This is a genomic window from Streptomyces sp. NPDC059679 (assembly GCF_042734105.1).
GTDB lineage: Bacteria > Actinomycetota > Actinomycetes > Streptomycetales > Streptomycetaceae > Streptomyces.
Window position 1 is genome coordinate 21,739 of sequence record NZ_JBHWES010000060.1, and the last position, 22,561, is coordinate 44,299.

General features: G+C 71.9%; 20 protein-coding genes. 12 read left to right on the forward strand and 8 right to left on the reverse strand.

Annotated elements, in window-relative coordinates:
• The first annotated feature begins 120 nt into the window (after nt 1-120).
• Entirely contained in the window at nt 121-909 is a 789-nt protein-coding gene (locus ACFV2X_RS41930) for a ferritin-like domain-containing protein (protein ID WP_385626572.1), read from the forward strand.
• Nucleotides 910-996: 87 nt separating this feature from the next.
• Here ACFV2X_RS41930 and corA read toward each other — a convergent pair whose 3' ends face one another.
• Nucleotides 997-1,986, reverse strand: coding sequence for a magnesium/cobalt transporter CorA (corA, locus tag ACFV2X_RS41935; protein ID WP_385626618.1), 990 nt, complete (start codon nt 1,984-1,986; stop codon nt 997-999).
• Between the two features lie 82 nt (nt 1,987-2,068).
• On the opposite strand from corA, the gene ACFV2X_RS41940 reads away from it, so the two are divergent.
• The 4 genes from ACFV2X_RS41940 to mshC all read left to right on the forward strand — a co-directional run bounded on the left by ACFV2X_RS41940 (nt 2,069) and on the right by mshC (nt 5,737).
• Nucleotides 2,069-2,800 carry a histidine phosphatase family protein gene (locus tag ACFV2X_RS41940; RefSeq protein WP_385626573.1) on the forward strand — a complete coding sequence of 244 codons (732 nt, stop codon included), beginning with the start codon at nt 2,069-2,071 and terminating at the stop codon, nt 2,798-2,800.
• A 140-nt stretch (nt 2,801-2,940) separates the two neighbouring features.
• Nucleotides 2,941-3,531, forward strand: a complete 591-nt coding sequence (locus ACFV2X_RS41945; RefSeq protein WP_385626574.1) for a DUF3090 domain-containing protein — start codon at nt 2,941-2,943, stop codon at nt 3,529-3,531.
• On the forward strand, nt 3,528-4,385 hold the full coding sequence (locus ACFV2X_RS41950; RefSeq protein ID WP_385626575.1) for an SCO1664 family protein: 858 nt from the start codon (nt 3,528-3,530) through the stop codon (nt 4,383-4,385). The genes ACFV2X_RS41945 and ACFV2X_RS41950 overlap by 4 nt, the downstream gene beginning before the upstream one ends.
• Before the next feature lie 122 nt (nt 4,386-4,507).
• On the forward strand, nt 4,508-5,737 hold the full coding sequence (gene mshC / locus ACFV2X_RS41955; protein WP_385626576.1) for a cysteine--1-D-myo-inosityl 2-amino-2-deoxy-alpha-D-glucopyranoside ligase: 1,230 nt from the start codon (nt 4,508-4,510) through the stop codon (nt 5,735-5,737).
• Between the two features lie 433 nt (nt 5,738-6,170).
• On the opposite strand, the gene ACFV2X_RS41960 is transcribed toward mshC, so the two are convergent.
• On the reverse strand, nt 6,171-7,301 hold the full coding sequence (locus ACFV2X_RS41960; protein WP_385626577.1) for a PAC2 family protein: 1,131 nt from the start codon (nt 7,299-7,301) through the stop codon (nt 6,171-6,173).
• 326 nt (nt 7,302-7,627) lie between these two features.
• Here ACFV2X_RS41960 and ACFV2X_RS41965 point away from each other — a divergent pair, with 326 nt between their 5' ends.
• The 7 genes from ACFV2X_RS41965 (at nt 7,628) to ACFV2X_RS41995 (ending at nt 15,534) form a co-directional block, all read left to right on the forward strand.
• Complete coding sequence (locus ACFV2X_RS41965) at nt 7,628-8,995, forward strand: enolase C-terminal domain-like protein (RefSeq protein WP_385626620.1); 1,368 nt, start codon at nt 7,628-7,630, stop codon at nt 8,993-8,995.
• Nucleotides 8,992-9,777 (forward strand): SDR family NAD(P)-dependent oxidoreductase, encoded by a 786-nt coding sequence (locus ACFV2X_RS41970; RefSeq protein WP_385626578.1) that lies wholly within the window; start codon nt 8,992-8,994, stop codon nt 9,775-9,777. The genes ACFV2X_RS41965 and ACFV2X_RS41970 overlap by 4 nt, the downstream gene beginning before the upstream one ends.
• 75 nt (nt 9,778-9,852) lie before the next feature.
• Nucleotides 9,853-10,887, forward strand: a complete 1,035-nt coding sequence (locus tag ACFV2X_RS41975) for a sugar ABC transporter substrate-binding protein (RefSeq protein WP_385626579.1) — start codon at nt 9,853-9,855, stop codon at nt 10,885-10,887.
• A gap of 2 nt (nt 10,888-10,889) precedes the next feature.
• Nucleotides 10,890-12,542: a sugar ABC transporter ATP-binding protein gene (locus ACFV2X_RS41980; protein WP_385626580.1), complete on the forward strand. Its 1,653-nt coding sequence runs from the start codon at nt 10,890-10,892 to the stop codon at nt 12,540-12,542.
• Complete coding sequence (locus ACFV2X_RS41985) at nt 12,539-13,588, forward strand: ABC transporter permease (RefSeq protein WP_385626581.1); 1,050 nt, start codon at nt 12,539-12,541, stop codon at nt 13,586-13,588. The genes ACFV2X_RS41980 and ACFV2X_RS41985 overlap by 4 nt, the downstream gene beginning before the upstream one ends.
• A gap of 19 nt (nt 13,589-13,607) precedes the next feature.
• Nucleotides 13,608-14,615, forward strand: coding sequence for an aldo/keto reductase (locus ACFV2X_RS41990; RefSeq protein ID WP_385626582.1), 1,008 nt, complete (start codon nt 13,608-13,610; stop codon nt 14,613-14,615).
• Nucleotides 14,616-14,685: 70 nt separating this feature from the next.
• The gene (locus ACFV2X_RS41995; protein ID WP_385626621.1) at nt 14,686-15,534 is read left to right on the forward strand and encodes an amidohydrolase family protein; all 849 of its coding nucleotides are present in this window, start codon (nt 14,686-14,688) and stop codon (nt 15,532-15,534) included.
• An 81-nt stretch (nt 15,535-15,615) separates the two neighbouring features.
• Here ACFV2X_RS41995 and ACFV2X_RS42000 read toward each other — a convergent pair whose 3' ends face one another.
• From ACFV2X_RS42000 to ACFV2X_RS42025, 6 genes are all read right to left on the reverse strand, one after another.
• On the reverse strand, nt 15,616-16,287 hold the full coding sequence (locus ACFV2X_RS42000) for a FadR/GntR family transcriptional regulator (RefSeq protein ID WP_014181029.1): 672 nt from the start codon (nt 16,285-16,287) through the stop codon (nt 15,616-15,618).
• A gap of 170 nt (nt 16,288-16,457) precedes the next feature.
• Complete coding sequence (locus tag ACFV2X_RS42005; RefSeq protein WP_385626583.1) at nt 16,458-16,928, reverse strand: hypothetical protein; 471 nt, start codon at nt 16,926-16,928, stop codon at nt 16,458-16,460.
• Nucleotides 16,929-17,316: 388 nt separating this feature from the next.
• Entirely contained in the window at nt 17,317-18,930 is a 1,614-nt protein-coding gene (locus ACFV2X_RS42010) for an FAD-dependent oxidoreductase (RefSeq protein ID WP_385626584.1), read from the reverse strand.
• Nucleotides 18,931-18,933: 3 nt separating this feature from the next.
• Nucleotides 18,934-20,460, reverse strand: a complete 1,527-nt coding sequence (gene glpK, locus ACFV2X_RS42015; protein ID WP_385626585.1) for a glycerol kinase GlpK — start codon at nt 20,458-20,460, stop codon at nt 18,934-18,936.
• Nucleotides 20,461-20,508: 48 nt separating this feature from the next.
• The gene (locus tag ACFV2X_RS42020; protein WP_385626586.1) at nt 20,509-21,303 is read right to left on the reverse strand and encodes an MIP/aquaporin family protein; all 795 of its coding nucleotides are present in this window, start codon (nt 21,301-21,303) and stop codon (nt 20,509-20,511) included.
• A gap of 262 nt (nt 21,304-21,565) precedes the next feature.
• Entirely contained in the window at nt 21,566-22,330 is a 765-nt protein-coding gene (locus ACFV2X_RS42025; protein ID WP_385626587.1) for an IclR family transcriptional regulator, read from the reverse strand.
• Nucleotides 22,331-22,561: the final 231 nt, after the last annotated feature.

Sequence of the window (22,561 nt, forward strand, 5' to 3'; positions counted from 1 at the left end):
CCGCCCGCCGGGTCCCTCGTCCGGCGCAGCCGGACGCCCCACCTGTTGCCGCCGCCGACGCACGGCATTTGACTTTTGCTGCGCGGAGGTCGTGCGACGCCGGGCACGGAGGTGGCGGAGATGCTGTCGGCGAAAAGGCTGTTCCAGGAGATCATCGACAACGATGAATCCTTCCGGCTCTTCTGCTCCATCGCCGCCGGCGGCGAGGCCCAGGGCGGCTGGGAGAACGGAAGGATCGCCGCCCTCGTACCGGAGAGTCGGCGCGCCCTCGCCCCGAAGATCACCCGGCATGGCGCGGACGAGGACAAGCACGGCAGGATCTTCAACGCCCTGCTGCGCCGGCGCGGCCTCGAACCGGTCGAGGTCCCGCGCGAGACCGACTACACCATGCTGCTCGAAGCGCGTGGCATCGGCCTCGGCCACGACAAGCTGCGCCGCGACGAGCCGCTGACCGAGCAGGACATCATCACCTACCTCGTCCACAGCCGGGTCACCGAGCAGCGGGCCTCCGCCCAGATGGCGATGTTGTGCCGGTACTTCGGGGACGATCCGCTCGTCGGCCGCGCGGTCAGGATGATCTCGGACGACGAGGACAACCACCTCGCCTACTGCCACGAGGAACTGCTGCGCCTTGCCGCCGCCGGGCACGGCCCGACCATCCAGCGGGCGCTCAAGGAGTGCGCACTCGTCGAAGCGCGGGTCCACCGCGACGTCAGCCTCGCCGTCATGGCCCATATGGGCCGCATCCTGGGCTGGTCGAGGGCCAGGGCCGCGCTGCTGGCGGCCGGCATCCACGCGCTGTATCTGTTCGAGTGGCTGGGCGGCTGGCGGCGCATGGTGACGCTGCGGATGCCGGAGCGGCGGGACGCGCTCGGCGGGCGCGCGACGCCCGCTCCCGAGTTCGCCTGACCCAGGTTCGGCTGACCCGGTTCGCCCGAGGGCCCCGGCGTTACGCCCGAGGGCCGCGGCGCTACGCCCGAAGGCCGAGCCGCCCGGTCACAGCCAGCCGCGTCGCCTGAAGAAGCGGTGCAGCCCGAAGACCACCCCGGCCATGAGCAGCAGCACCGCCGGATAGCCCCATGTCCACGACAGCTCGGGCATGTGGTCGAAGTTCATGCCGTAGACCCCGGCGATCAGCGTGGGCACCGCGGCCATCGCCGCCCACGCCGAGATCTTCCGCATGTCGTCGTTCTGCCGCACGCCCATCTGTGCCAGATGCGCGGCGAGTATGTCCGACAGCAGCCGGTCCAGCCCCTCGACATGTTCGTTCACCCGGGTCAGATGGTCGCTGACATCGCGGAAGAACGGCCGCGACCCCTCGTGGACGAACGACACCCCCGCCCCCGCGAGCCGCGCCATCGGCTCCGCCAGCGGCCCCGTGGCCCGCCGGAATTCGAGCGCCTGGCGCTTGAAGCCGTAGATCCGGCCGGCCGTGTTCATCGCCGACCCGACCGGGCTGAACACCTCCGTCTCCAGCTCGTCCAGGTCGAGGCGGAGCGCGTCCGCGACATCCAGGTAGTGGTCCACGACCGCGTCGGACACCGCGTACATCACGGCCGTCGGCCCGTGCTGCAGCACCTCGGGCATCTTCTCCAGCCGCTCGCGCACCGCGCTCAGCGGATTGGCCTGGCCGTGCCGTACGGTCACCACGAAGGAGTCGCCGACGAACACCATCAGCTCGCCGGTACTGACGGTATCGGCCGTGTCGTCGTACTCGACCGGCTTCAGCACCAGGAACAGCGAGTCGTCGTAGACCTCCAGCTTGGGCCGCTGGTGGGCGCTGAGCGCGTCCTCGACGGCCAGCGGGTGCAGCCCGAACTCGCTGGTGACCAGCTCGAACTCCTTCTCGGTCGGCTCGTGCAGGCCGATCCAGAGGAAGGAGTCACCCTCCGCTCGCGCCTGGTCGAGGGCGTCGGAGAAGTCGGCAGGCCCCTCGGTACGCCGCCCGTCTTGGTAGATGCCACAGTCCACGATCACGCGGGGCATTCTGCCCCGCTTGCGACGAAAGCGCACGGGCGGCTCCTGGGCGAGCCAGGGAGCGCTGTTCGGGGGCCGTAGGGTGGCAGCCATGCCCACGCTCATCCTCGTACGGCACGGCCGGTCCACCGCCAATACCGCAGGAGTCCTCGCGGGCTGGACGCCCGGCGTCGCACTCGACGAGCGCGGCACCGCCCAGGCCGCGGCTCTGCCCGGACGGCTCGCCGCGCTGCCGCTCGCCGCCGCCGTCACCAGCCCGCTGCAGCGCTGCCAGGAGACCCTGGCCCCGCTGCTCGCCGCCCGGCCGGAGCTGCCCCTGCACACCGACGAGCGGATCGGGGAGTGCCACTACGGCGACTGGTCCGGGCGCAAGCTCGCCGAGCTCGCCGACGAACCCCTGATGAGAGTTGTCCAGCAGCACCCGTCCGCCGCCGCGTTCCCGGGCGGCGAGTCCATGCGGTCGATGCAGGCGCGCGCGGTCGACGCGGTGCGCGACTGGAACGCCCGGATCGAGGAGGAGCACGGCGCCGACGCGGTGTATCTGATGTGCTCGCACGGCGACATCATCAAGGCGCTCATCGCCGACGCCCTCGGCATGCATCTGGACCTCTTCCAGCGCATCTCGGTCGAGCCCTGTTCGGTCACCGCCGTCCGCTACACCCAGCTGCGCCCCTTCGTCGTGCGGCTGGGCGACACCGGCGACTTCGGCTCCCTCGCGCCCGTCGCGCCCCGTGAGGAGGGCGCGGACGAGGGCCCGGGCGGGAGCGCGGACGCGGGCCGGACCGGGGACGCGGAGGTGGGTGGCGGCGCGGGGGCACCGTGATCGCCGAGCGCAGTAGGGTGGTGCCGCGGAGCCGCCGGGCCGCGCACAGCCGTGGCCGGGCATACGTGCGTCCCAGCAGTCGACAGCCAAAACCCTGAAAACCACGTCGCAAACCACGCCGAACCAAATGGAGCAGGACGTTGTCCCGTCAGGTGTTCCTCTATGACCCGCCGGACCGTTTCGTCGCCGGCACGGTCGGGCTGCCCGGGCGCCGCACCTTTTTCCTGCAGGCGTCCGGGGGCGGCCGGACCACCAGCGTCGCGCTGGAGAAGACCCAGGTCGCCGCGCTCGCCGAGCGGATAGACGAGTTGCTGGACGAGGTGGTGCGGCGCACCGGTGGCAACGCCCCGGTGCCGGCCGTCGCGCCTCAGGAGCTCAGTGACACCGCGCCGCTGGAAGTCCCCGTGGAGGAGGAGTTCCGGGTCGGCACCATGGCGCTCGCCTGGGACGGCGAGGAACAGCGCATGATCGTGGAGGCGCAGGCCCTCGTCGAGCTGGAGGCCGAGTCGGAGGAAGACCTCGCGGAGGCCGAGGAGCGGCTGCTCCAGGACGAGGTCAACGGGCCGCCGATGCTTCGGGTACGGCTCACCGGGCCTCAGGCGCGCGCGTTCGCCAAGCGCGCCCTGGAGGTCGTCAACGCCGGCCGGCCGCCGTGCCCGCTGTGCAGTCTGCCGCTCGACCCGGAGGGACACGTATGTCCGCGCCAGAACGGATATCGCCGCGGGGCATGACGCCTCCGGAGCCCGCCGGGCCTTCGGAGCCCGCCGGGCCTCCGGGGGCTCCCGAGCCGTCCGAGCTGTTGGCGCTGGGCGAGCTGACGGTGCGCGGCCGGGTCCGGGAGGCGTCCAACGCGGTGCTGTACTGCACCGTCGAGTACGAGGGCCACAGCGCCGCCTGCGTCTACAAGCCGGTGGCCGGGGAGCGCCCGCTGTGGGACTTCCCGGACGGCACGCTGGCCCAGCGCGAGGTCGCGGCGTACGAGCTCTCCGAGGCCACCGGCTGGGGCCTGGTGCCGCCGACCGTGCTGCGGGACGGGCCGTACGGGCAGGGCATGTGCCAGCTGTGGATCGAGGCGGCCACCGGCGAGGACGGCGACGGCGCGCCGGAGCTGCTGGCGCTCGTCGACGGCGATGAGCCGGGCCCGGGGTGGAAGGCCGTCGCCTTCGCCGAGGTGGACGAGGGCCGCACCGCGCTGCTGGTGCACGCCGACGACGAGCGGCTGCGCCGGCTGGCCGTCCTCGACGCCGTGATCAACAACGGCGACCGCAAAGGCGGCCATCTGCTGCCCACCGCCGACGGGCAGATCTATGCGATTGATCACGGTGTGACGTTCAACGCGGACGACAAGCTGCGCACCCTGCTGTGGGGCTGGGCGGGCGAGCCGCTGTCCGACGAGGCGCTGACCGTACTGCGGGGGCTCGCGGACCGGCTGGCCGACGGCGATCCGCTCACCGCCCGGCTGGCCGAGCTGATCACCGAAGCCGAGATCGCGGCGCTGCGCGCCCGGGTCGCGGCCCTGCTGCGGTCCGGGTGCCACCCCAAGCCCAGCGGACAGTGGCCCGCCATCCCCTGGCCCCCGGTCTGACCGCGTACCGGTCGGACGGAGCAGACACAGCAGGTCACGGGCGATTCCGCAAGACCGCCTATCAAGCCAACTAGGCCCCATCCGGTTCGTATCCGGAAGCTGCGTCCGGTTACGCTCGACACATGTATGCCTGGCCCGCTTCCGAGGTGCCCGCCCTGCCTGGCAGAGGCCGCGACCTGAGGATCCACGACACCGCGACCGGGGGACCGCTCACCCTCGACCCCGGCCCCGTCGCCCGCATCTACGTCTGCGGGATCACCCCGTACGACGCCACCCACATGGGGCATGCGGCGACCTACAACGCGTTCGACCTCGTACAACGCGTGTGGCTCGACACCAAGCGGCAGGTGCACTACGTCCAGAACGTCACCGATATCGACGACCCCCTGCTCGAGCGCGCCGTGGCGAACGGCGACGACTGGACGGCCCTCGCGGAGCGCGAGACCACCCTGTTCCGCGAGGACATGACGGCGCTGCGGATGCTGCCGCCGCGCCACTACATCGGCGCCGTGGAGGCGATCCCGGGCATCGTGCCCCTCGTGGAGCGGCTGCGCGACGCGGGCGCCGCCTACGAGCTCGAGGGCGACATCTACTTCTCCGTCGAGTCGGACCCCTCCTTCGGCGGCGTCTCCGGGCTCGACGCCGAGGCGATGCGGCTGCTGTCGGCCGAGCGCGGCGGCGACCCGGACCGCCCCGGAAAGAAGAACCCCCTGGACCCCATGCTGTGGCTGGCCGCCCGCCCGGGCGAGCCGAGTTGGGACGGCGGATCCCTGGGGCGCGGCCGCCCCGGCTGGCACATAGAGTGCGTGGCCATCGCGCTGGACCACCTCGGCATGGGCTTCGACATACAGGGCGGCGGCTCCGATCTCGCCTTCCCCCACCATGAGATGGGCGCCTCGCACGCCCAGGTGCTCACGGGGGAGCGGCCGTTCGCCAAGGCGTACGTCCACGCGGGCATGGTCGCCCTCGACGGCGAGAAGATGTCCAAGTCCAAGGGCAATCTCGTCTTCGTCTCCGCGCTGCGCCGCGACGGCGTGGACCCGGCGGCCATCCGCCTGGCGCTCCTCGCGCACCACTACCGCGAGGACTGGGAGTGGACCGACGGCGTCCTCCAGGAGGCCCAGGAGCGCCTGGCCCGCTGGCGCGCCGCCGTCTCCCGCCCCGACGGCCCCCCGGCCGACGCCCTCCTGGACGAGATCCGCACCGCCCTGGCCGACGACCTCGACGCCCCGGCCGCGCTGGCCGCGGTCGACCGCTGGGCGGCGGCGCAGGCGGCCGAGGGCGGTACGGACGAGGGGGCGCCGGGTCTGGTGTCCCGCGCGGTGGACGCGCTGCTGGGCGTCGCGCTCTAGAAGAGCGACCCCGGCCCGGGGGGCCCGGGGGGCGCCCCCCCCCCCGGGCCCGGGCCCCCCCCCCCCCCCCGGCCGGGTGGTGGGGGGGGCGGAGAGTGCCCACCACGGCGGGGCGGGCGGGCGGGGGCGGGGGGGGGGGGGGGGGGGGGCCCGCGGGGGGGGCGGGGGGGGGGGGGCCGCCCCCAATACCCCCCCCCCCCGGCCCGGGGGGCGGGGCCCCGCCCCCCGCGCGGGGGGCGCCCCCCGCCCCCACGGCCGTTGCTTGCCTTGTGGTACGCCGATGGCGCCATGCGGGGGCTACTGGGGTCCGGGGGAGGGCCCGTAGCGGCACCCGCAGCGGCATTGCTCTGTGGCTCGGGCCGGAGGCCCGGCCTGAGCCTCCGGGTCCGGCCCGGGGCGGCCCGGCTCGGCCCGGGCCAGGGCCAGGGCGCGCTCAGCCGTCCTGGTCGCCGTCGGGGCGCTCGCGGCCGCCGCTCTGCTCGCCGCCGCTCTCGTCGCCCTCGCCGCTCTCGCCGTTCTCGTCCCGCTCCTCCGCCGTGTCGTCCTTCGCCGAAGGTCTCCGCGGCCGCGTGGAGCCGGAGCCGGTGCCGGTGCCAGGGCCGGTGCCGGCACCCGGGGCCGAGGAGTCGCGCAGATACGAGCCGGGGCCGCCCGTGCCGCCCTCGCGTCCGTCCGCGATCCCGCCGCCCGCGTCCGTCGCATGGCCGCCCGGGCCCGGCTGGCCGTCCCGGCGCCGCAGATAGCGCTCGAATTCGCGGGCGATCGCCTCGCCCGACGCCTCCGGCAGCTCCGCCGTGTCGCGGGCCTCCTCCAGAGACTGGACGTACTCCGCGACCTCGCTGTCCTCGGCGGCGAGTTGATCGACCCCAAGCTGCCAGGCGCGCGCGTCCTCCGTCAGCTCGCCGAGCGGGATGCGCACGCCGATCAGGTCCTCGAGGCGGTTGAGCAGGGCCAGGGTGGCCTTGGGGTTCGGCGGCTGCGAGACGTAGTGCGGTACGGCCGCCCACAGGCTGACCGCCGGGACCCCGGCGTGGGTGCACGCCTCCTGGAGGATGCCGACGATGCCCGTCGGCCCCTCGTAGCGCGACTCCTCCAGGTCGAGGCTGCGGGCCAGATCCGGGTCGGAGGTGACGCCGCTGACCGGCACCGGCCGGGTGTGCGGGGTGTCGCCGAGCAGCGCGCCGAGGACCACGACCATCTCGACGCCCAACTCATGGGCATAGCCGAGGATCTCGTTGCAGAACGACCGCCAGCGCATGCTCGGTTCGATGCCGCGCACCAGCACCAGGTCGCGCGGCTTGTCGCCGCCGCCCGCGCGGACCACCGAGAGCCGGGTGGTCGGCCAGGTGACCTTGCGGATGCCGCCTTCGAGCGCCACGGTCGGCCGGTTGACCTGGAAGTCGTAGTAGTCCTCGGCGTCGAGCGCGGCGAAGACCTCGCCCTTCCATTCCCGATCCAGGTGCCCCACCGCGGTGGAGGCGGCGTCTCCGGCGTCGTTCCAGCCCTCGAAGGCACAGATCATGACCGGGTCGATCAGCTCGGGAACCCCCTCAAGCTCGATCACCCAGCGCCTCCTTCCGACCGGGGCGGACGGGTCCGTACCGCCTCCGGCTGCAGTTCCATTCGCATCGTCCCAAGCCTACGGCGTCCGGGGCCCCCCGCCGCAGCCCCCATGTGGGGGTGGGGAGGAGCAAGGGACAGAGGCGAGCCAGAGGGCCAGGCAGGGGGAGTAACGGAGCGGCGAGCAGAGATTCATCCGATCTGTTCTCCGGCCGCTCTGAGGAAATTTCGTGCACCCCTCTGGACGGACGGGCCCATGCGGCGCTATACATCGGATCACCGCGAAAGGTCCGATGTTCTATCGCGCCGTACAGGGAGTCCCCATTGAGATTGCGCCCGACCGTCACCGAGATCGAGGTCCATGACGTCCGGTTTCCCACCTCCGAACAGCTTGATGGCTCGGACGCCATGAACCCCGACCCCGACTACTCGGCGGCGTACGTCGTGCTGCGCACGGACGCGGCGGAGGGCGCGGAGGGGGACGCGGCCGACGAGACCGGCGGCGCCAGGGCCGAGGGGCACGGGTTCGTCTTCACGATCGGCCGTGGCAACGATGTCACCGCGGCCGCGATCCGCTCGCTGCGCCCCCACGTCGTGGGCCGCCCCGCCCCGCTGACCGCCGCCGACCTCGGCGCCCTCTACCGGGATCTGACACACGATTCGCAGCTGCGCTGGCTCGGCCCCGAGAAGGGCGTGATGCATATGGCGGCCGGCGCGGTGGTCAACGCCGCCTGGGACCTCGCCGCCCGGCAGGTGGGCAAGCCGCTGTGGCAGTTCCTCGCCGACATGCCGCCCGAAGACCTCGTCGAGCTGGTCGACTTCCGGTATCTCACCGACGCCCTCACCCCCGAGGAGGCGCTGGAGATCCTGCGCGCCGCCGAGCCGGGCCGCGCCGAGCGGGCCGCCCAGCTGCGCGAACGGGGCTACCCCGCCTACACCACCTCCCCGGGCTGGCTCGGCTACTCCGACGAGAAAATGATCAAGCTCGCGCAGGAGGCCGTCGCCGACGGCTTCGAACAGATCAAGCTCAAGGTCGGCGGCGACCTCGACGAGGACCTGCGGCGGATGCGCCTGGCCCGCGAGGCCGTCGGCCCCGACGTGCGGATCGCGGCCGACGCCAACCAGCGCTGGGACGTGGCCGAGGCGCTGCGCTGGATGCGCGCCCTGGCGCCGTACGAGCCGCACTGGATCGAGGAGCCCACCAGCCCCGACGACGTCCTCGGGCACGCCGCCATCCGCAGTGGACAGCCCGTCAAGGTCGCCACCGGCGAACATGTCGCCAACCGCGTCGTCTTCAAGCAGCTGCTCCAGGCCGGCGCCGTCGACTTCGTACAGATCGACGCGGCGCGGGTGGCCGGCGTCAACGAGAACCTGGCGATCATGCTGCTCGCCGCCAAGTTCGGCGTGCCGGTCTGCCCGCACGCCGGCGGGGTGGGCCTGTGCGAACTCGTCCAGCATCTGGCGATGTTCGACTTCGTCGCGGTCTCGGGCAGCTGGGAGGACCGGGCCATCGAGTACGTCGACCACCTCCACGAGCACTTCGCCGACCCGGCCGTCGTCGAGGGCGGCCGCTATCTCGCCCCGGCCGCGCCCGGCTTCTCCGCCCGGATGCACCCCGAGTCCATCGCCGCCTACCGCTACCCGGACGGGCCCGAGTGGCAGGCCCGGAACGTCGCACCACAGGAGGGAACCTCGTGAACCAGGCCCACCCGACCGGCGACTTCGAGGGGCTGGCCGCGCTGGTCACCGGCGGCGCCTCCGGTATCGGCGCCGCGATCGCCACCCTGCTGCGCGATCGCGGAGCGCGGGTCGCGGTGCTCGACCGCGACCCGGCCGGCGCCCCCGCCGGCACCCTGGCGGTGAAGGCCGACGTCACTTCGGACGAGGCGATACGGAGCGGGGTGGCCGAGGCCGTCGCCGAGTTCGGGGCGCTGCACACCGTCGTGGGCAACGCCGGGATCGGCGCCATCGGCACCGTCGAGGACAACGCCGACGACGAGTGGCACCGGGTACTGGACGTCAACGTCCTGGGCCTGGTCCGTACCGCCCGCGCCGCGCTGCCCCATCTGCGCGCCGCCGCGGCCGAGCGGCCCGGCAGCGTCTCCATCACCCACACCTGCTCGATCGCGGCCACCGCGGGGCTGCCGCAGCGCGCCGCCTACAGCGCCAGCAAGGGCGCCGTGCTCGCGCTGACCCTGGCCATGGCCGCCGACCACGTACGCGAGGGCATCCGCGTCAACTGCGTCAACCCCGGCACCGTCGACACCCCCTGGGTCGGCCGGCTGCTCGGCCGGGCCGACGACCCCGCGGCCGAACGCGCCGCCCTGGAATCCCGTCAGCCGGCCGGACGGCTGGTGGCCGCCGACGAGGTGGCGGCGGCCGTCGCGTATCTGGCCAGCCCCGCCGCCGCGGCCGTCACCGGCACCGCGCTGGCCGTCGACGGGGGGATGCAGGGCCTGCGCCTGCGCCCCGCCACCTGACGGACCCGGGGTGTACGCCCCGCCCCCACAGCCCTGGAGCACAGAGCCGCACCACTCGATCAAGGACGGGATTCGATGACGAGACTCCGCACGACCGGCACCGTCGCCTGTGCCGTGCTGCTCGCCGCCGCCGCTCTCGCGGGCTGCAACCGCGAGAGCAACGGCGCCGGTGGTGGCAAGGTCGGCATCGACATGCCGCGCACCGACACGGACTTCTGGAACTCCTATCAGCAGTACCTCGAGAAGGGCATCGACGACGGCACGGTCAACGCGCTGCCGCTGTCCAACTCGCAGAACGACATCGCCAAGCTCGTCGCCAACGTCCAGGCCTTGACCGACCAAGGCGCCAAGGCGATCATCATGGCCCCCCAGGACACCGGCGCGATCTCCTCCACCCTGGACGACCTCAAGGAGAAGAAGATCCCCGTCGTCAGCGTGGACACCCGCCCGGACGCGGGCGAGGTCTACATGGTCGTACGGGCCGACAACCGCGCCTACGGCACCAACGCCTGCGAGTACCTGGGCAAGCAACTGGGCGGCAAGGGCCGGGTCGCCGAGCTGCAGGGCGACCTCAGCTCCATCAACGGCCGCGACCGCTCCGAGGCGTTTGCCTCCTGTATGAAGGAGAAGTTCCCGGGCATCAAGGTGCACGAGCTGCCCACCGACTGGAAGGGCGACGTCGCCTCCGCCAAGCTGCAGAGCCTGCTGGCCCAGCACAAGGACCTCGACGGCATCTACATGCAGGCCGGCGGCGCATTCCTGCAGCCCACGCTCGCGCTGCTGGAGCAGAAGAAGCTGCTCAAGCCCGCCGGGTCCGACGGGCACATCACGATCATCTCCAACGACGGCATCCCGGAGGAGCTGGACGCGATCCGCTCCGGGAAGATCGACGCCACCCTCTCCCAGCCCGCCGACCTGTACGCCAAGTACGCGCTGGAATACGCCAAGGCGGCTCTGGACGGCAAGAAGTTCAAACCTGGCAAGACCGACCACGACTCCGAGATCGTCAAGATCAAGAACGGCCTGGAGGACCAGCTCCCGGCGCCGCTGGTCACCAAGGAGAACGTCGACGACAAGAAGCTGTGGGCCAACCAGCTCGAGAAGAAGTAGCCATGGCCGTCGCTGACCAGCCCGCCGCCGCTGACCAGCCAACCTCCGCGGAGCCCACCGTCGTACGGGCGGAGCGCATCGTCAAACGGTTCGGGCCGACCCTGGCCCTGGACCGCGCGCATCTGGCCGTACGGCCGGGGGAGGCCCATGCGCTGGTCGGGCGCAACGGGGCGGGCAAGTCCACGCTGGTGTCCGTGCTGACCGGCATGGAGCGCCCCGACGAGGGCACCGTCACCTTCTCGGACGAGCCCGCCCCCGGCTACGGCGACACCGCCGCCTGGCAGCGCAAGGTGGCCTGCGTCTACCAGAAGTCCATGGTGGTGCCCGACCTGACGGTCGCCGAAAACCTCTACCTCGGCCGCTTCCAGGGCACCTCGCGGATCCGCTGGCGCGCGCTGCGCCAGGACGCCCGCGCCCTGCTGGCCGAGTACGGGGTGGATGTCGACCCGCAGACCCGCGCCAAGGACCTCACCGTCGAGCAGGGGCAGTTCGTCGAGATCGCCAGGGCGCTGTCCTTCGGCGCCCGTCTGATCATCCTCGACGAGCCCACCGCGCAGCTCGACGCAGGGGGCATCGAACGGCTCTTCAGCAAGCTGCGCGAACTGCGCCGCCAGGGCGTCGCCTTCCTGTTCATCTCGCACCATCTGCAGGAGGTCTACGAACTCTGCGACACCGTCACCGTCTTCCGCGACGCCCGGCATGTGGTGACCGCCCCGGTCGCCGAGCTGCCCAAGGACGAACTGGTCGCGGCGATGACCGGGGACGCCGAGGCCGGGCCGCCCAAGGGGGTGCGGGGCGCGGTGCCCGCGGCCGTGCCGGGCGAGGAGACCGGCCCCGGCGCGGAGCCGGTGCTGCGCACCGAAGCGCTGTCCCGCGCGGGCGAGTTCGACCCACTCGACCTGGTGGTGCGGCCGGGCGAGGTGGTGGGCCTGGCCGGGGCGACGGCGAGCGGCAACACCGCGGTCGGCGAGACCCTGGTGGGGCTGCGCAAGCAGGACGGCGGGCGGGTGGTGGTGCGCGGCCACGCCGTGCGCCCCGGAAGCGTGCCGCACGCCATCGACGCGGGCATCGGGTACGTACCCGAGGACCGGCACCGCCAGGGCCTGGTCCTGGGCCGCAGCGTCGCCGAGAACGCCACGCTGACGGTGGCCGACCAGCTCGGCCCCTTCGGCACGGTGCTGCCCTCCCGGACCCGGGCCTTCGCCGGCCGCATGATCGCCTCGCTCGACATCAAGACCTCGGGCCCCGGGCAGGTCGTCTCCGGCCTCTCGGGCGGCAACCAGCAGAAGGTCGTCATCGCGCGGGCGCTGGCGCGCGAGCCGAGCGTCCTGGTGGCCATCCGCCCGACCGCCGGCGTGGACGTGAAGTCCAAGGACGCGCTGCTGGGCGTAGTACGGGAGGTGGCGGCGGCCGGCAGCGGCGCGCTGATCGTCTCCGACGAACTGGACGACCTGCGGGTGTGCGACCGCGTTCTGGCGTTCTTCCACGGGCGCGTCGTGGCCGAGTTCGGCAGCGACTGGAGCGACCGCGGGCTGGTCGCCGCGATGGAGGGGATGGCGGGACCGGAGACGGAGCACGGCGCAGAGAAAGCAGCAGGCACAGCAGGAGACGGCAGAAACCGCGCGTTCGAGGGGAAAGAGGGAAGCCAGTCATGACCGATACCACACGGCAGCGCCCCGCCGAAGTGGTGGCGGCCGGCGAAGCGGCGGCGACGGCCGGACGGGCGCGACCGAAGATCGACATCGCCCGCTGGCGGGATCTGTCACTGGTCCCGGTGATCTTCGTGCTGGGCGTGATCGGCTTCATCGTCTCGCCCGCCTTCCTCACCCAGGACAATCTGATCGGCGTCGTCCAGCAGTCCACCGAGCTGGGGCTGCTGGTGCTGGGCGAGGCGCTGATCCTGATCTGCGGGCGGATGGACCTCTCCCTGGAGTCGACCATCGCCGTCGCGCCCGTGATCGCCCTGTGGCTGGTGCTGCCCGCCCACGGCGCCCGGTTCGAGGGCCTGGGCCTGCTGCCCACCTGGACCGCGATCCCGCTGTGCCTGGCCGTCGGCGCCGCGATCGGGGCGGCCAACGGCTTCCTCATCCTCAAACTGCGCGTCAACGGGTTCATCGCCACCCTCGGCATGCTCACCATGCTGCGCGGCCTCCAGGTCGGCGTCGCCGAGGGCCAGTCGATCATCAACGTCCCCGAGTCCTTCCGCTACCTGGGCAAGGCCGACTGGATGGGCGCCCCGGCGGCCGTGTGGATCTGCCTGGGGCTGTACGCGATCGGCGGCCTGGCGCTGGGCTATCTGCGGCACGGGCGCGCGCTGTACGCCATCGGCGGCAACCCGGAGGCCGCCCGTGCGGCGGGCATCCGGGTGGACCGGATCACCTGGATCGTGCTGTCCGTCGGCGGGCTGCTCGCCGCCTTCGCCGGCATCCTCTACACCGGCCACTACGGCTCGGTGGCCGCCACCCAGGGCAACGGCTGGATCTTCCAGGTGTTCGCCGCCGCGGTCATCGGAGGCATCAGCCTCAAGGGCGGGCGCGGCACGCTCTTCGGGGCGCTCACGGGTGTGCTTACGCTGCAGTTGGTGGTCAATGTGATGACGCTCGGTGGCGTACCGCCCCTGTGGAACCAGTTCATCAACGGCTCGATCATCATCGTCGCGCTCATCATCTCCCGCTACGCCAGCGGCGAGAAGCAGGACTGACCAGAAGGACGGGTGACCCATGGCGCAGCCACCTGGGGCCGGAGGGCCGCGTGAGCTCGGGCGCACGGGCGTGTACGTACCGGCGCTCGGGCTCGGCTGCGCGCCCCTGGGCAATCTGTACACGACCATGCCCGACGAGCGCGCCCTGGCCACCGTCCAGGCCGCCTTCGAGGCCGGATGCACCTATATGGACACCGCGCCGCACTATGGGGTCGGCCTGTCGGAGGAGCGCCTTGGCCGCGCGCTGACGGGCCGCGACCGCGCCTCGTACACCGTCTCCACCAAGGTGGGGCGCGCCCTGCGGCCCCGGAAGCCGGAGGAGCCGGTCGATGCCCAGGGCTTTGTGGACACCCCGGACCGCGTCCGCGAGTGGCGACTGACCCGGGACGGGATCCGCGCCACCCTGGAGTCCTCGCTGGACCGCCTCGGCCTGGAGAGCGTGGACATCGTCTACCTCCACGATGTGGAAAACCACATCCGCGAGGTCTATGAGACCGCCTTCCCGGCCCTGGCCGAGCTGCGCGACCAGAAGCGCGTACGCGCCATCGGCTTCGGCATGAACCACAGCGATGTGCTCGCCCGGTTCGTGGCCGACCTCGACGTCGACGTGGTGCTGTGCGCCGGCCGCTGGACCCTGCTGGAGCGCACCGCCTACGACGACCTGCTGCCGGTGTGCGAGCGGCGCGGCACCTCCGTGGTGGTCGGCGGCGTCTACAACTCCGGGCTGCTCGCCGACCCGAGCCCGGACGCGCACTACAACTACGAGCGGACGCCCCCCGACATGCTGGAGCGCGCCCGGCAGCTGGCCGCGGTCTGCGGCGAGTTCGGCGTACCGCTGCGGGCGGCGGCCCTGCGCTTCCCCTTCGGCCACCCGGCCGTGGCCGCGGCGGTGGTCGGCTGCGCCTCGCCGGAGGAGGTGCGGGACAACGCCGAGATGTTCGGCCACGACATCCCGGACGAGCTGTGGCCGGCCCTGGTGGACCGGGGCCTGCTCGACGAGGATGTCCCCCTGCCGGCCGCCCGCTGACTGAACCGCACCGACCGACCGCCTGTTGTCCGACCGCCGACCCGCCGCCGATCCCGAGGAGCGCCCCTCCGTGCCGCGCATCGACGCCCATCACCACCTGTGGGACCTGGACCGCCGCGAACAGCCGTGGATGGACGGCCCCTGGGCCGACCCGATCCGCCGTACGTTCACCCTCGACGACCTGGAGCCGCACCTCGCCGCGCACGGCGTCGACGCGACCGTCGTCGTCCAGTCCAGCTCCTCGCACGAGGAGACGCTGGAACTCCTCGCCACAGCCGAGGCGTCGGACCGTGTCGCGGGCGTCGTGGGCTGGGCCGACCTCACCGACCCCGGCCTGCCCGAGGTGCTCGCGGCCCTGCGCGCCGCGCCCGGCGGCGACCGCCTCGCCGGCCTGCGCCACCAGGTGCAGGACGAGCCGGACCAGCGGTGGCTGGACCGCCCCGACGTCCGCCGGGGGCTGACCCAGTTGGCCGGGGCGGACCTCGCCTACGACCTGCTGGTCACCCCGCGCGAGCTGCCCGCGGCCATCGACGTCGTCCGCGACCTGCCCGAGGTGCGCTTCGTCCTCGACCACGCGGCCAAGCCGCCCGTCGCGAGCGGCGCCCGCGACCCGTGGGACCGGCAGCTGACCGAGCTGGCGGCCCTGCCGAACGTCGTCTGCAAGCTCTCCGGCCTGGTGACCGAGGCCGACTGGGACGGCTGGCAGCCCGAGCAGGTGCTGCCCTACGCCTGGCATGTGCTGGACGCCTTCGGCCCCGACCGGGTGCTCTTCGGGTCCGACTGGCCGGTGTGCACCCTGGCCGCGTCCTACGACCAGGTGGTCGACCTGGCCGGCCGCGCCACGCTCCGCCTCACGGAGGCGGAGCGGGCGGCGGTGTTCGGGGGCACGGCGGCCCGTGCGTACGGTCTGAAGGTGTAGCGCCGCGTACGCGCCGCCTGGACGCCCAGGCGCGTACGGCCCGAACGCCCAAGCCTCACCGCGTACGGCCCGAGCGTCCCGTCACAGCGTCGAGCGCAGCCACTGCTCCACGCTCGCGACATGCACCGTCGCCCAGGACCGCGCCGCCTCCGCGTCGCGGTCCCGCAGCGCGCCCAGGATCGCCCGGTGCTCGTGCAGCGTGCGGCTGACCGCGTCCTCCTGGGTCAGTCCGCGCCAGACGCGGGCGCGGGTGGTGGGCCCGGACAGGCCGTCCAGCAGCGAGCACAGCACCGAGTTGCCGGAGGCCTGGACGATGCCCCGGTGGAACTCCAGGTCGCAGGCGACCAGCTCCTCCACCGACGGCTCCGGCCCGAGCGCGTCGAGCTGCGCGGCCAGCGCGTCGAGCGTGGCGTCGCTGATCCGGGCGCAGGCCTGCGCGGTGGCCGCGGGCTCCAGGATGCGCCGGACCGCGAGGAATTCCAGCACCGTGTCGTCGCGGTGGAAGTCGACGACGAAGCTCAGCGCCTCCAGCAGCAGCTGCGGGTCCAGGCTGGTGACGTACGTACCGTCGCCCTGGCGCACGTCCAGGATCCGGATCAGCGACAGGGCGCGCACCGCCTCGCGCAGCGAGTTGCGGGACAGGCCCAGCTCGGCGGCGAGTTCGCTCTCTTTGGGAAGCCGGTCACCCGGGCGCAGCGCACCCGAGACGATCATGCCTTTGATCTTTTCGATCGCCTCGTCGGTGACCGCCATCATGGACCTCCCCGGTTCAGACATCCGATGTCTGCCCCCATTATGGCGCCTGACGTCGGCTGCTCGTCGACGAGGGCAGCATGGCACGCCGAACGGACCGGCGTCCCCTGCCGGGGTGGACGCCGGTCCGCTGGCGATCACATGGGGTGCCTGGGGTGCGCTGTACGCGATCAGAAGGTGAACGGACCCGGCGACTGGGCCGAGGTGGCGGTGCAGTTCACCGTGATGAGACCGAAGATCACCAGCTTCAGCGACTTGGCCTCGAGCTTGTCACCGGCGGCGACCGTGCCCTTGAGCGGACCGGTGGTCACGTCGGCCCCGGTCTTGATGGCCGGGTTGGAGTTGCCGGTGAACGTCGTGGTTCCGGAGCCGTTCTTCGACAGGGTCAGCGTCGAGTTGACCGAGTTCGCCGGAACGTCGATGGGAGCTTTGATGGCGCCCGAGGACAGGGTGATCGTCGCGGAGGTCCCGCTCTGCGTGGCCGTGAGGGTGGCCAGGCCGGAGCCGTAAGTTCCGCACTCGGCCGTGAGGGTCGCGGTGGTCGGGTCGACCGCGCTCGCGCTCGGCGCGAGCGCGAGCGCGCCCATGGCCATTCCCGCTGCTCCCAGTGCCGTGCCGATCCCGAGTTTCATGCGTCTCATGGGATTGCCTTCCGGTGTGGGGGAAGTGCCTGCCTAGCCGCGTCAGTGCTTGTTGCTTGTTGACTTGTTGCGTGGAGCGGCGCACATGAGACACGGCGGGATCCCGGGCGCGCCCGAGGGCGCGTCGCTGCGTACGTGTGCGCGGTGCGGGGGGTGAGATCACGCGGGGCTGCGGCTCGGGCCTCGCGCAGACCGCCACCGTTCCTGACGTGACGTCAGGCGGGGCGCTGTTATTGATGCGCGCGCCATCGAAGAACGCAAGAGCGATTCATTGATTTTTTACTGGCGAGTCAGTTGGCGCAGCGGCCGAGGGGGAGGCTCCACGGCGGAGCCTCCCCCTCGGGAGTACGGGCGTACGGGCCTACGGGCGACGTACGGGCCGGGTTCGTCAGACCGCGCGCTGGTCCAGCAGCTTCTGGACCCGGGCGCGCACCTCGTCGCCGTCCAGTCCGCGGATCGTCAAGGTGGTGCGGCGGCGCAGCACATCGTCCGCCGTCTGCGCCCACTCGTGGTCGCGGGCGTAGACGACCTGGGCCCAGATCTCCGGCGCGTCCGGGTGGATCCGCTCACCGAGCGCCGGGTCCTCGTTGGCCAGCCGCGCGATGTCGAAGGAGAGCGAACCGTAGTGCGTCGCCAGGTGGCGCGCGGTGTCCGCGGCCATCCGCGGGCCGGGGGTGCCGCCGTCCACCAGCAGCCGGTGGGCGACCGCGTGCGGGTTGGCCAGGCCCGGCAGCGGGACGTGCTTGGGCAGCTGGGATATGGGCTCCATATCGTCCGCGAGCGGGTGGCCCGGCAGCTGCGCGAGCTTGTTCATCACGGTGCGGCCGATGTGGCGGAAGGTGGTCCACTTGCCGCCCGCGATGGAGAGCATCCCACCGCGGCCCTCGGTGACGACCGTCTCCCGCTTGGCTTTGGCGGTGTCCCCGGGGCCGCCGGGCAGCACCCGAAGACCGGCGAAGGAGTAGGTGATCAGGTCGCGGGACAGCTGCTGGTCCCGGATGGAGAAGGCGGCCTCGTCGAGTATCTGGGCGATGTCCTGCTCGTTCACCCGGACATCGGCCGGGTCGCCCTCGTACGCCTCGTCGGTGGTGCCCAGCAGCAGCATGTCCTCCCAGGGGAGGGCGAAGGTGATGCGGTACTTGTCGATCGGGGTCGCCAGCGCCGCCCGCCACGGCGCGGTGCGCTTGAGGACCAGGTGCGCGCCCTTGGAGAGCCGGATGGAGGGGGCCGCGTTCGGGTCCTCCATCCTGCGCAGGTGGTCCACCCACGGACCGGTGGCGTTCAGCACCAGACGGGCGTTCACTCCGAACTCGGTCCCGTCCAGGCGGTCCCGGAGCTCCGCGCCGGTGACCCGGCCGTCGGTCTTCCGCAGCCCCACCACCTCGGCGTGGTTGAGCACGGTCGCGCCGGCCTCGACGGCCGCCCGCACCGTCATCAGGGCCATACGGCTGTCGTTCATCTGGCCGTCGCCGTACACCGCGACCGCCTTGAGGCCGTCGGTGCGCAGCTCGGGGACGTCCCGTGCGGCCTTGTCGGCGCTGATCACATGGCCGACGCCGTCCCGGAAGGCGGAGAGGGCCGAGTACGCGAACACGCCCGCGCCGAGCTTGGCCGCGCCGTGCGGGCCGCCCTTGTAGACCGGCAGGTAGAAGGTGAGCGGATTCGCCAGGTGGGGGGCGACGCTGCGGGAGACCGCGCGCCGCTCGAAGTGATTCTCGGCGACCAGCTTGACCGCGCCGGTCTGCAGATAGCGCAGACCGCCGTGGAGCAGCTTGGAGGAGGCCGAGGAGGTGGCGCCGGCGAAGTCGCCGGCGTCCACCATGGCCACCCGCAGTCCCGACTGGGCCGCGTGCCAGGCAGTGGTGATGCCCAGAATGCCGCCGCCGATCACCAGGAGGTCGTGCGTTGCCTTGGCCAGCTGTTCCCGGGTTTCGGCGCGGCTCGGAAGAGAGCCGGCAGCCGGGTGCGTCCCGAGGGCCGGGACGCTCTGCAGGGTGGTCATTGCTTACTCCTCGTCTTCGATCCAGCCCATGGTCCGCTCAACGGCCTTGAGCCAGTTCTTGTACTCGCGGTCGCGGACATCCGCGTCCATACGGGGGGTCCACTCGGCGGCGCGGCGCCAGTTGGCGCGCAGCGCCTCGGTGTCCGGCCAGAAGCCGACGGCCAGACCGGCGGCGTAGGCGGCGCCGAGGCAGGTGGTCTCGGCGACCATCGGCCGCACCACGGGCGCGTCCAGGGCGTCGGAGAGCGTCTGCATCAGCAGGTTGTTGGAGGTCATACCGCCGTCGACCTTGAGCGCGGTGAGCTCGACGCCGGAGTCCTTGGTCATCGCGTCGACGATCTCGCGGGTCTGCCAGGCGGTGGCCTCGAGCACGGCGCGCGCGATGTGGGCCTTGGTGACATAGCGGGTCAGACCCGCGATGACGCCACGCGCGTCGGCCCGCCAGTAGGGGGCGAACAGACCGGAGAAGGCCGGCACGAAGTAGGCGCCGCCGTTGTCCTCGACCGAGCTGGCCAGGGTCTCGATCTCGGCCGCGCTGTTGATCAGCCCCATCTGGTCGCGCATCCACTGCACCAGCGAGCCGGTGACGGCGATCGAGCCCTCGAGGGCGTACACCGGCTTCTGGTCGCCGATGCGGTAGCCGACGGTGGTCAGCAGGCCGTTGTACGAGTTGACGGGCTTGGCACCGGTGTTCATCAGCAGGAACGTTCCGGTGCCGTAGGTCGACTTGGCCTCGCCCTCGGAGAAGCAGGTCTGGCCGAAGAGGGCGGCCTGCTGGTCACCGAGCGCGGAGGCCACCGGCACGCCCGCGAGGACGCCCTCGGCGGTGGTCCCGTACACCTCGGCGGAGGAGCGGATCTCGGGCAGCACGGCCGCCGGGATCTCCATCGAGGACAGGATGCGCTCGTCCCAGTCGAGGGTCTGGAGGTTCATCAGCAGCGTGCGGGAGGCGTTGGTGACGTCGGTGACGTGCACGCCTCCGTTGGTGCCGCCGGTGAGGTTCCAGATCACCCAGGAGTCCATGGTGCCGAAGAGGATCTCGCCGGCCTCCGCGCGCTCACGCAGCCCCTCGACGTTGTCGAGCAGCCAGCGGATCTTCGGGCCCGCGAAGTACGAGGCGAGCGGCAGACCGGTCTCCCGGCGGAACCGGTCCTGGCCGACGTTGCGGCCGAGCTCGCGGCACAGGGCGTCGGTGCGGGTGTCCTGCCAGACGATGGCGTTGTGCACCGGCTCGCCGGTGTTCTTGTCCCACAGCAGCGTGGTCTCACGCTGGTTGGTGATGCCGATCGCCTTCACATCGGCGGAGGTGATACCGGCCTTGCTGATCGCTCCGGCGACAACTTCCTGCACGTTCTCCCAGATCTCGGTCGCGTTGTGTTCGACCCAGCCGGGCTTGGGGAAGATCTGCTCGTGCTCCTTCTGATCGACCGAGACGATGCGGCCGTCCCGGTCGAAGACGATGCAACGGCTCGAGGTGGTGCCCTGGTCGATCGCTGCGATGAACGGGCCGGTGGAGTGGGTGTCGGTCATGGTGTGCGGCTCTCCTGCGCGTCAAGAGGGGGTGGAATGGGGTTAGGGCTAGGCGAAGGCGATCTCGTAGATGCCGCCGGCGATGGCGCCGCCGATGAGCGGGCCGACGACGGGGATCCAGGCGTAGCCCCAGTCCGAGCCGCCCTTGTTGGGCAGCGGCAGGAGGGCGTGGGCGATACGGGGACCGAGGTCACGGGCCGGGTTGATGGCGTAGCCGGTCGGTCCGCCGAGCGAGAGGCCGATGCCGACCACGACCAGCGAGGTGATCAGCACGCCGATGACGCCCAGGCCGTGGCCGTCCCCGTTCAGACCCTGGGTGAGGATGGCCAGCACCAGGACGGTCGTGGCGATGATCTCGGTGGCCAGGTTCTGCACCGTGTTGCGGATCTCGGGGCCGGTGGAGAAGATGCCGAGCACCGGGCCGGCGTCCGACGTCGCCTGGGCGGCGGCCTTGGCCGTGTCCTGGGCGCCGGGGCCGCCGACGATCTCGCGGTCGGTCAGATGGGCCTGGAAGTGGCCCAGGTAGGCGACCCACACCAAGGTGGCCCCGATGATGGCGCCGGTCATCTGACCGAGCACATAGATCGGCACATCGCTCCACTCGGTGCCGCCCTCGATCGCGAGGCCCAGCGTCACAGCGGGATTGAGATGTGCCCCGGACAGGGGGGCCGAGATATACGCGCCGGTCAGTACGGCGAAGCCCCACCCGAAGGTGATGGCCAGCCAACCCGCGCCGAACGCCTTGGAGCGCTTCAAGACAACGCCGGCGACCACACCACCGCCGAGCAGGATGAGTACGGCGGTACCGATGGTCTCGCCAATGAAGATGTCGGAGCTGGACACCCGCGACTCCTTTGTCCTTCGTCCAGATGGACACCGGGAAGCGCCGTACCACGGGAATCAACCGATGGTCCGCGCCCCCTCGGTGAGGGCTGGTCGGCCCGCGGCGAGTCACACCTTAGCGAATATTGTCGTCAGATGTTCGACAATGCCGACCGACGAACGGCAGTTTTCTGCACGGTGAAGGTTGAGGTCAAGGGTCGTGTGACTGAAAACTCGTACCGGGATGAGCGGGGGTGAACCGACCGATACCGGCCGGTAACTCTCAGAAGCGACTGGCGCCCAAATCGCGGGAAACCGACCGTGCGCAGTCCCGCACCGCGGCGATCAGATCGGAGCGCAGCTCGCCCTCCTTGCACACCCGCTCCACCGCTCCGGCGACACCCACCGCGCCCACCGGCATCCGCCGCCGGTTGTGGATCGGGGCGGCGATCGACGCCACGCCCTCCCAGGTCTCCTCCACGTCCGAGCCCCAGCCGCGCGCCCGGGTCAGGTCCAGGACCGACTCGAAGCCCGCCATGGAGGTCACCGTGCGGGGCGTGAACGCCTCGCGCTCGGCCTCGGCCGCCTCGCTGTGCGCCACCGGGTCGTACGCGGACAGCACCTTGCCCAGCGCCGTGGAGTGCAGCGGCTGCATCGCGCCGACCTCCAGCACCTGGCGGCTGTCGTCGGGGCGGAAGACATGGTGGACGATGAGCACGCCCTGCTGGTGCAGCACGCCCAGATACACGCTCTCCCCGCTGGAGCGCGCCAGGTCGTCGGTCCACACCAGGGCGCGGGCGCGCAGTTCGTGCACGTCCAGGTAGCTGTTGCCCAGGCGCAGCAGCTCGGCGCCCAGCTGATAGCGGCCCGACGCCTCGTCCTGCTCGACGAAGCCCTCCTGCTGGAGCGTGCGCAGAATGCCGTGCGCGGTGCCCTTGGCGAGCCCCAGCGACGAGGCGATGTCTGACAGCCCCAGACGGCGCTCGCCCCCGGCGAGCAGACGCAGCATCGCGGCAGCCCGCTCGAGCGACTGGATGGTCCGTGCCATCGCGCACCCCTCCTGACACTACGGTTCGACAATGCTGAACACTATCGGTCCATGCCGACCCCGTGGTACAGCGGGGAAAGGGTAAACGATCACAGACCCTCCGCGGGCGGCACCCATCCGCCGCCCATCCCGCCCCATGCGAGCTGTCCCGTCACGTGGAACACCACTCGCCGAAAGCTCCCCGGCGGCTACTCTGGCTTGGTGCGCCCTCCGCCGAGGAGGGCGCAAAGC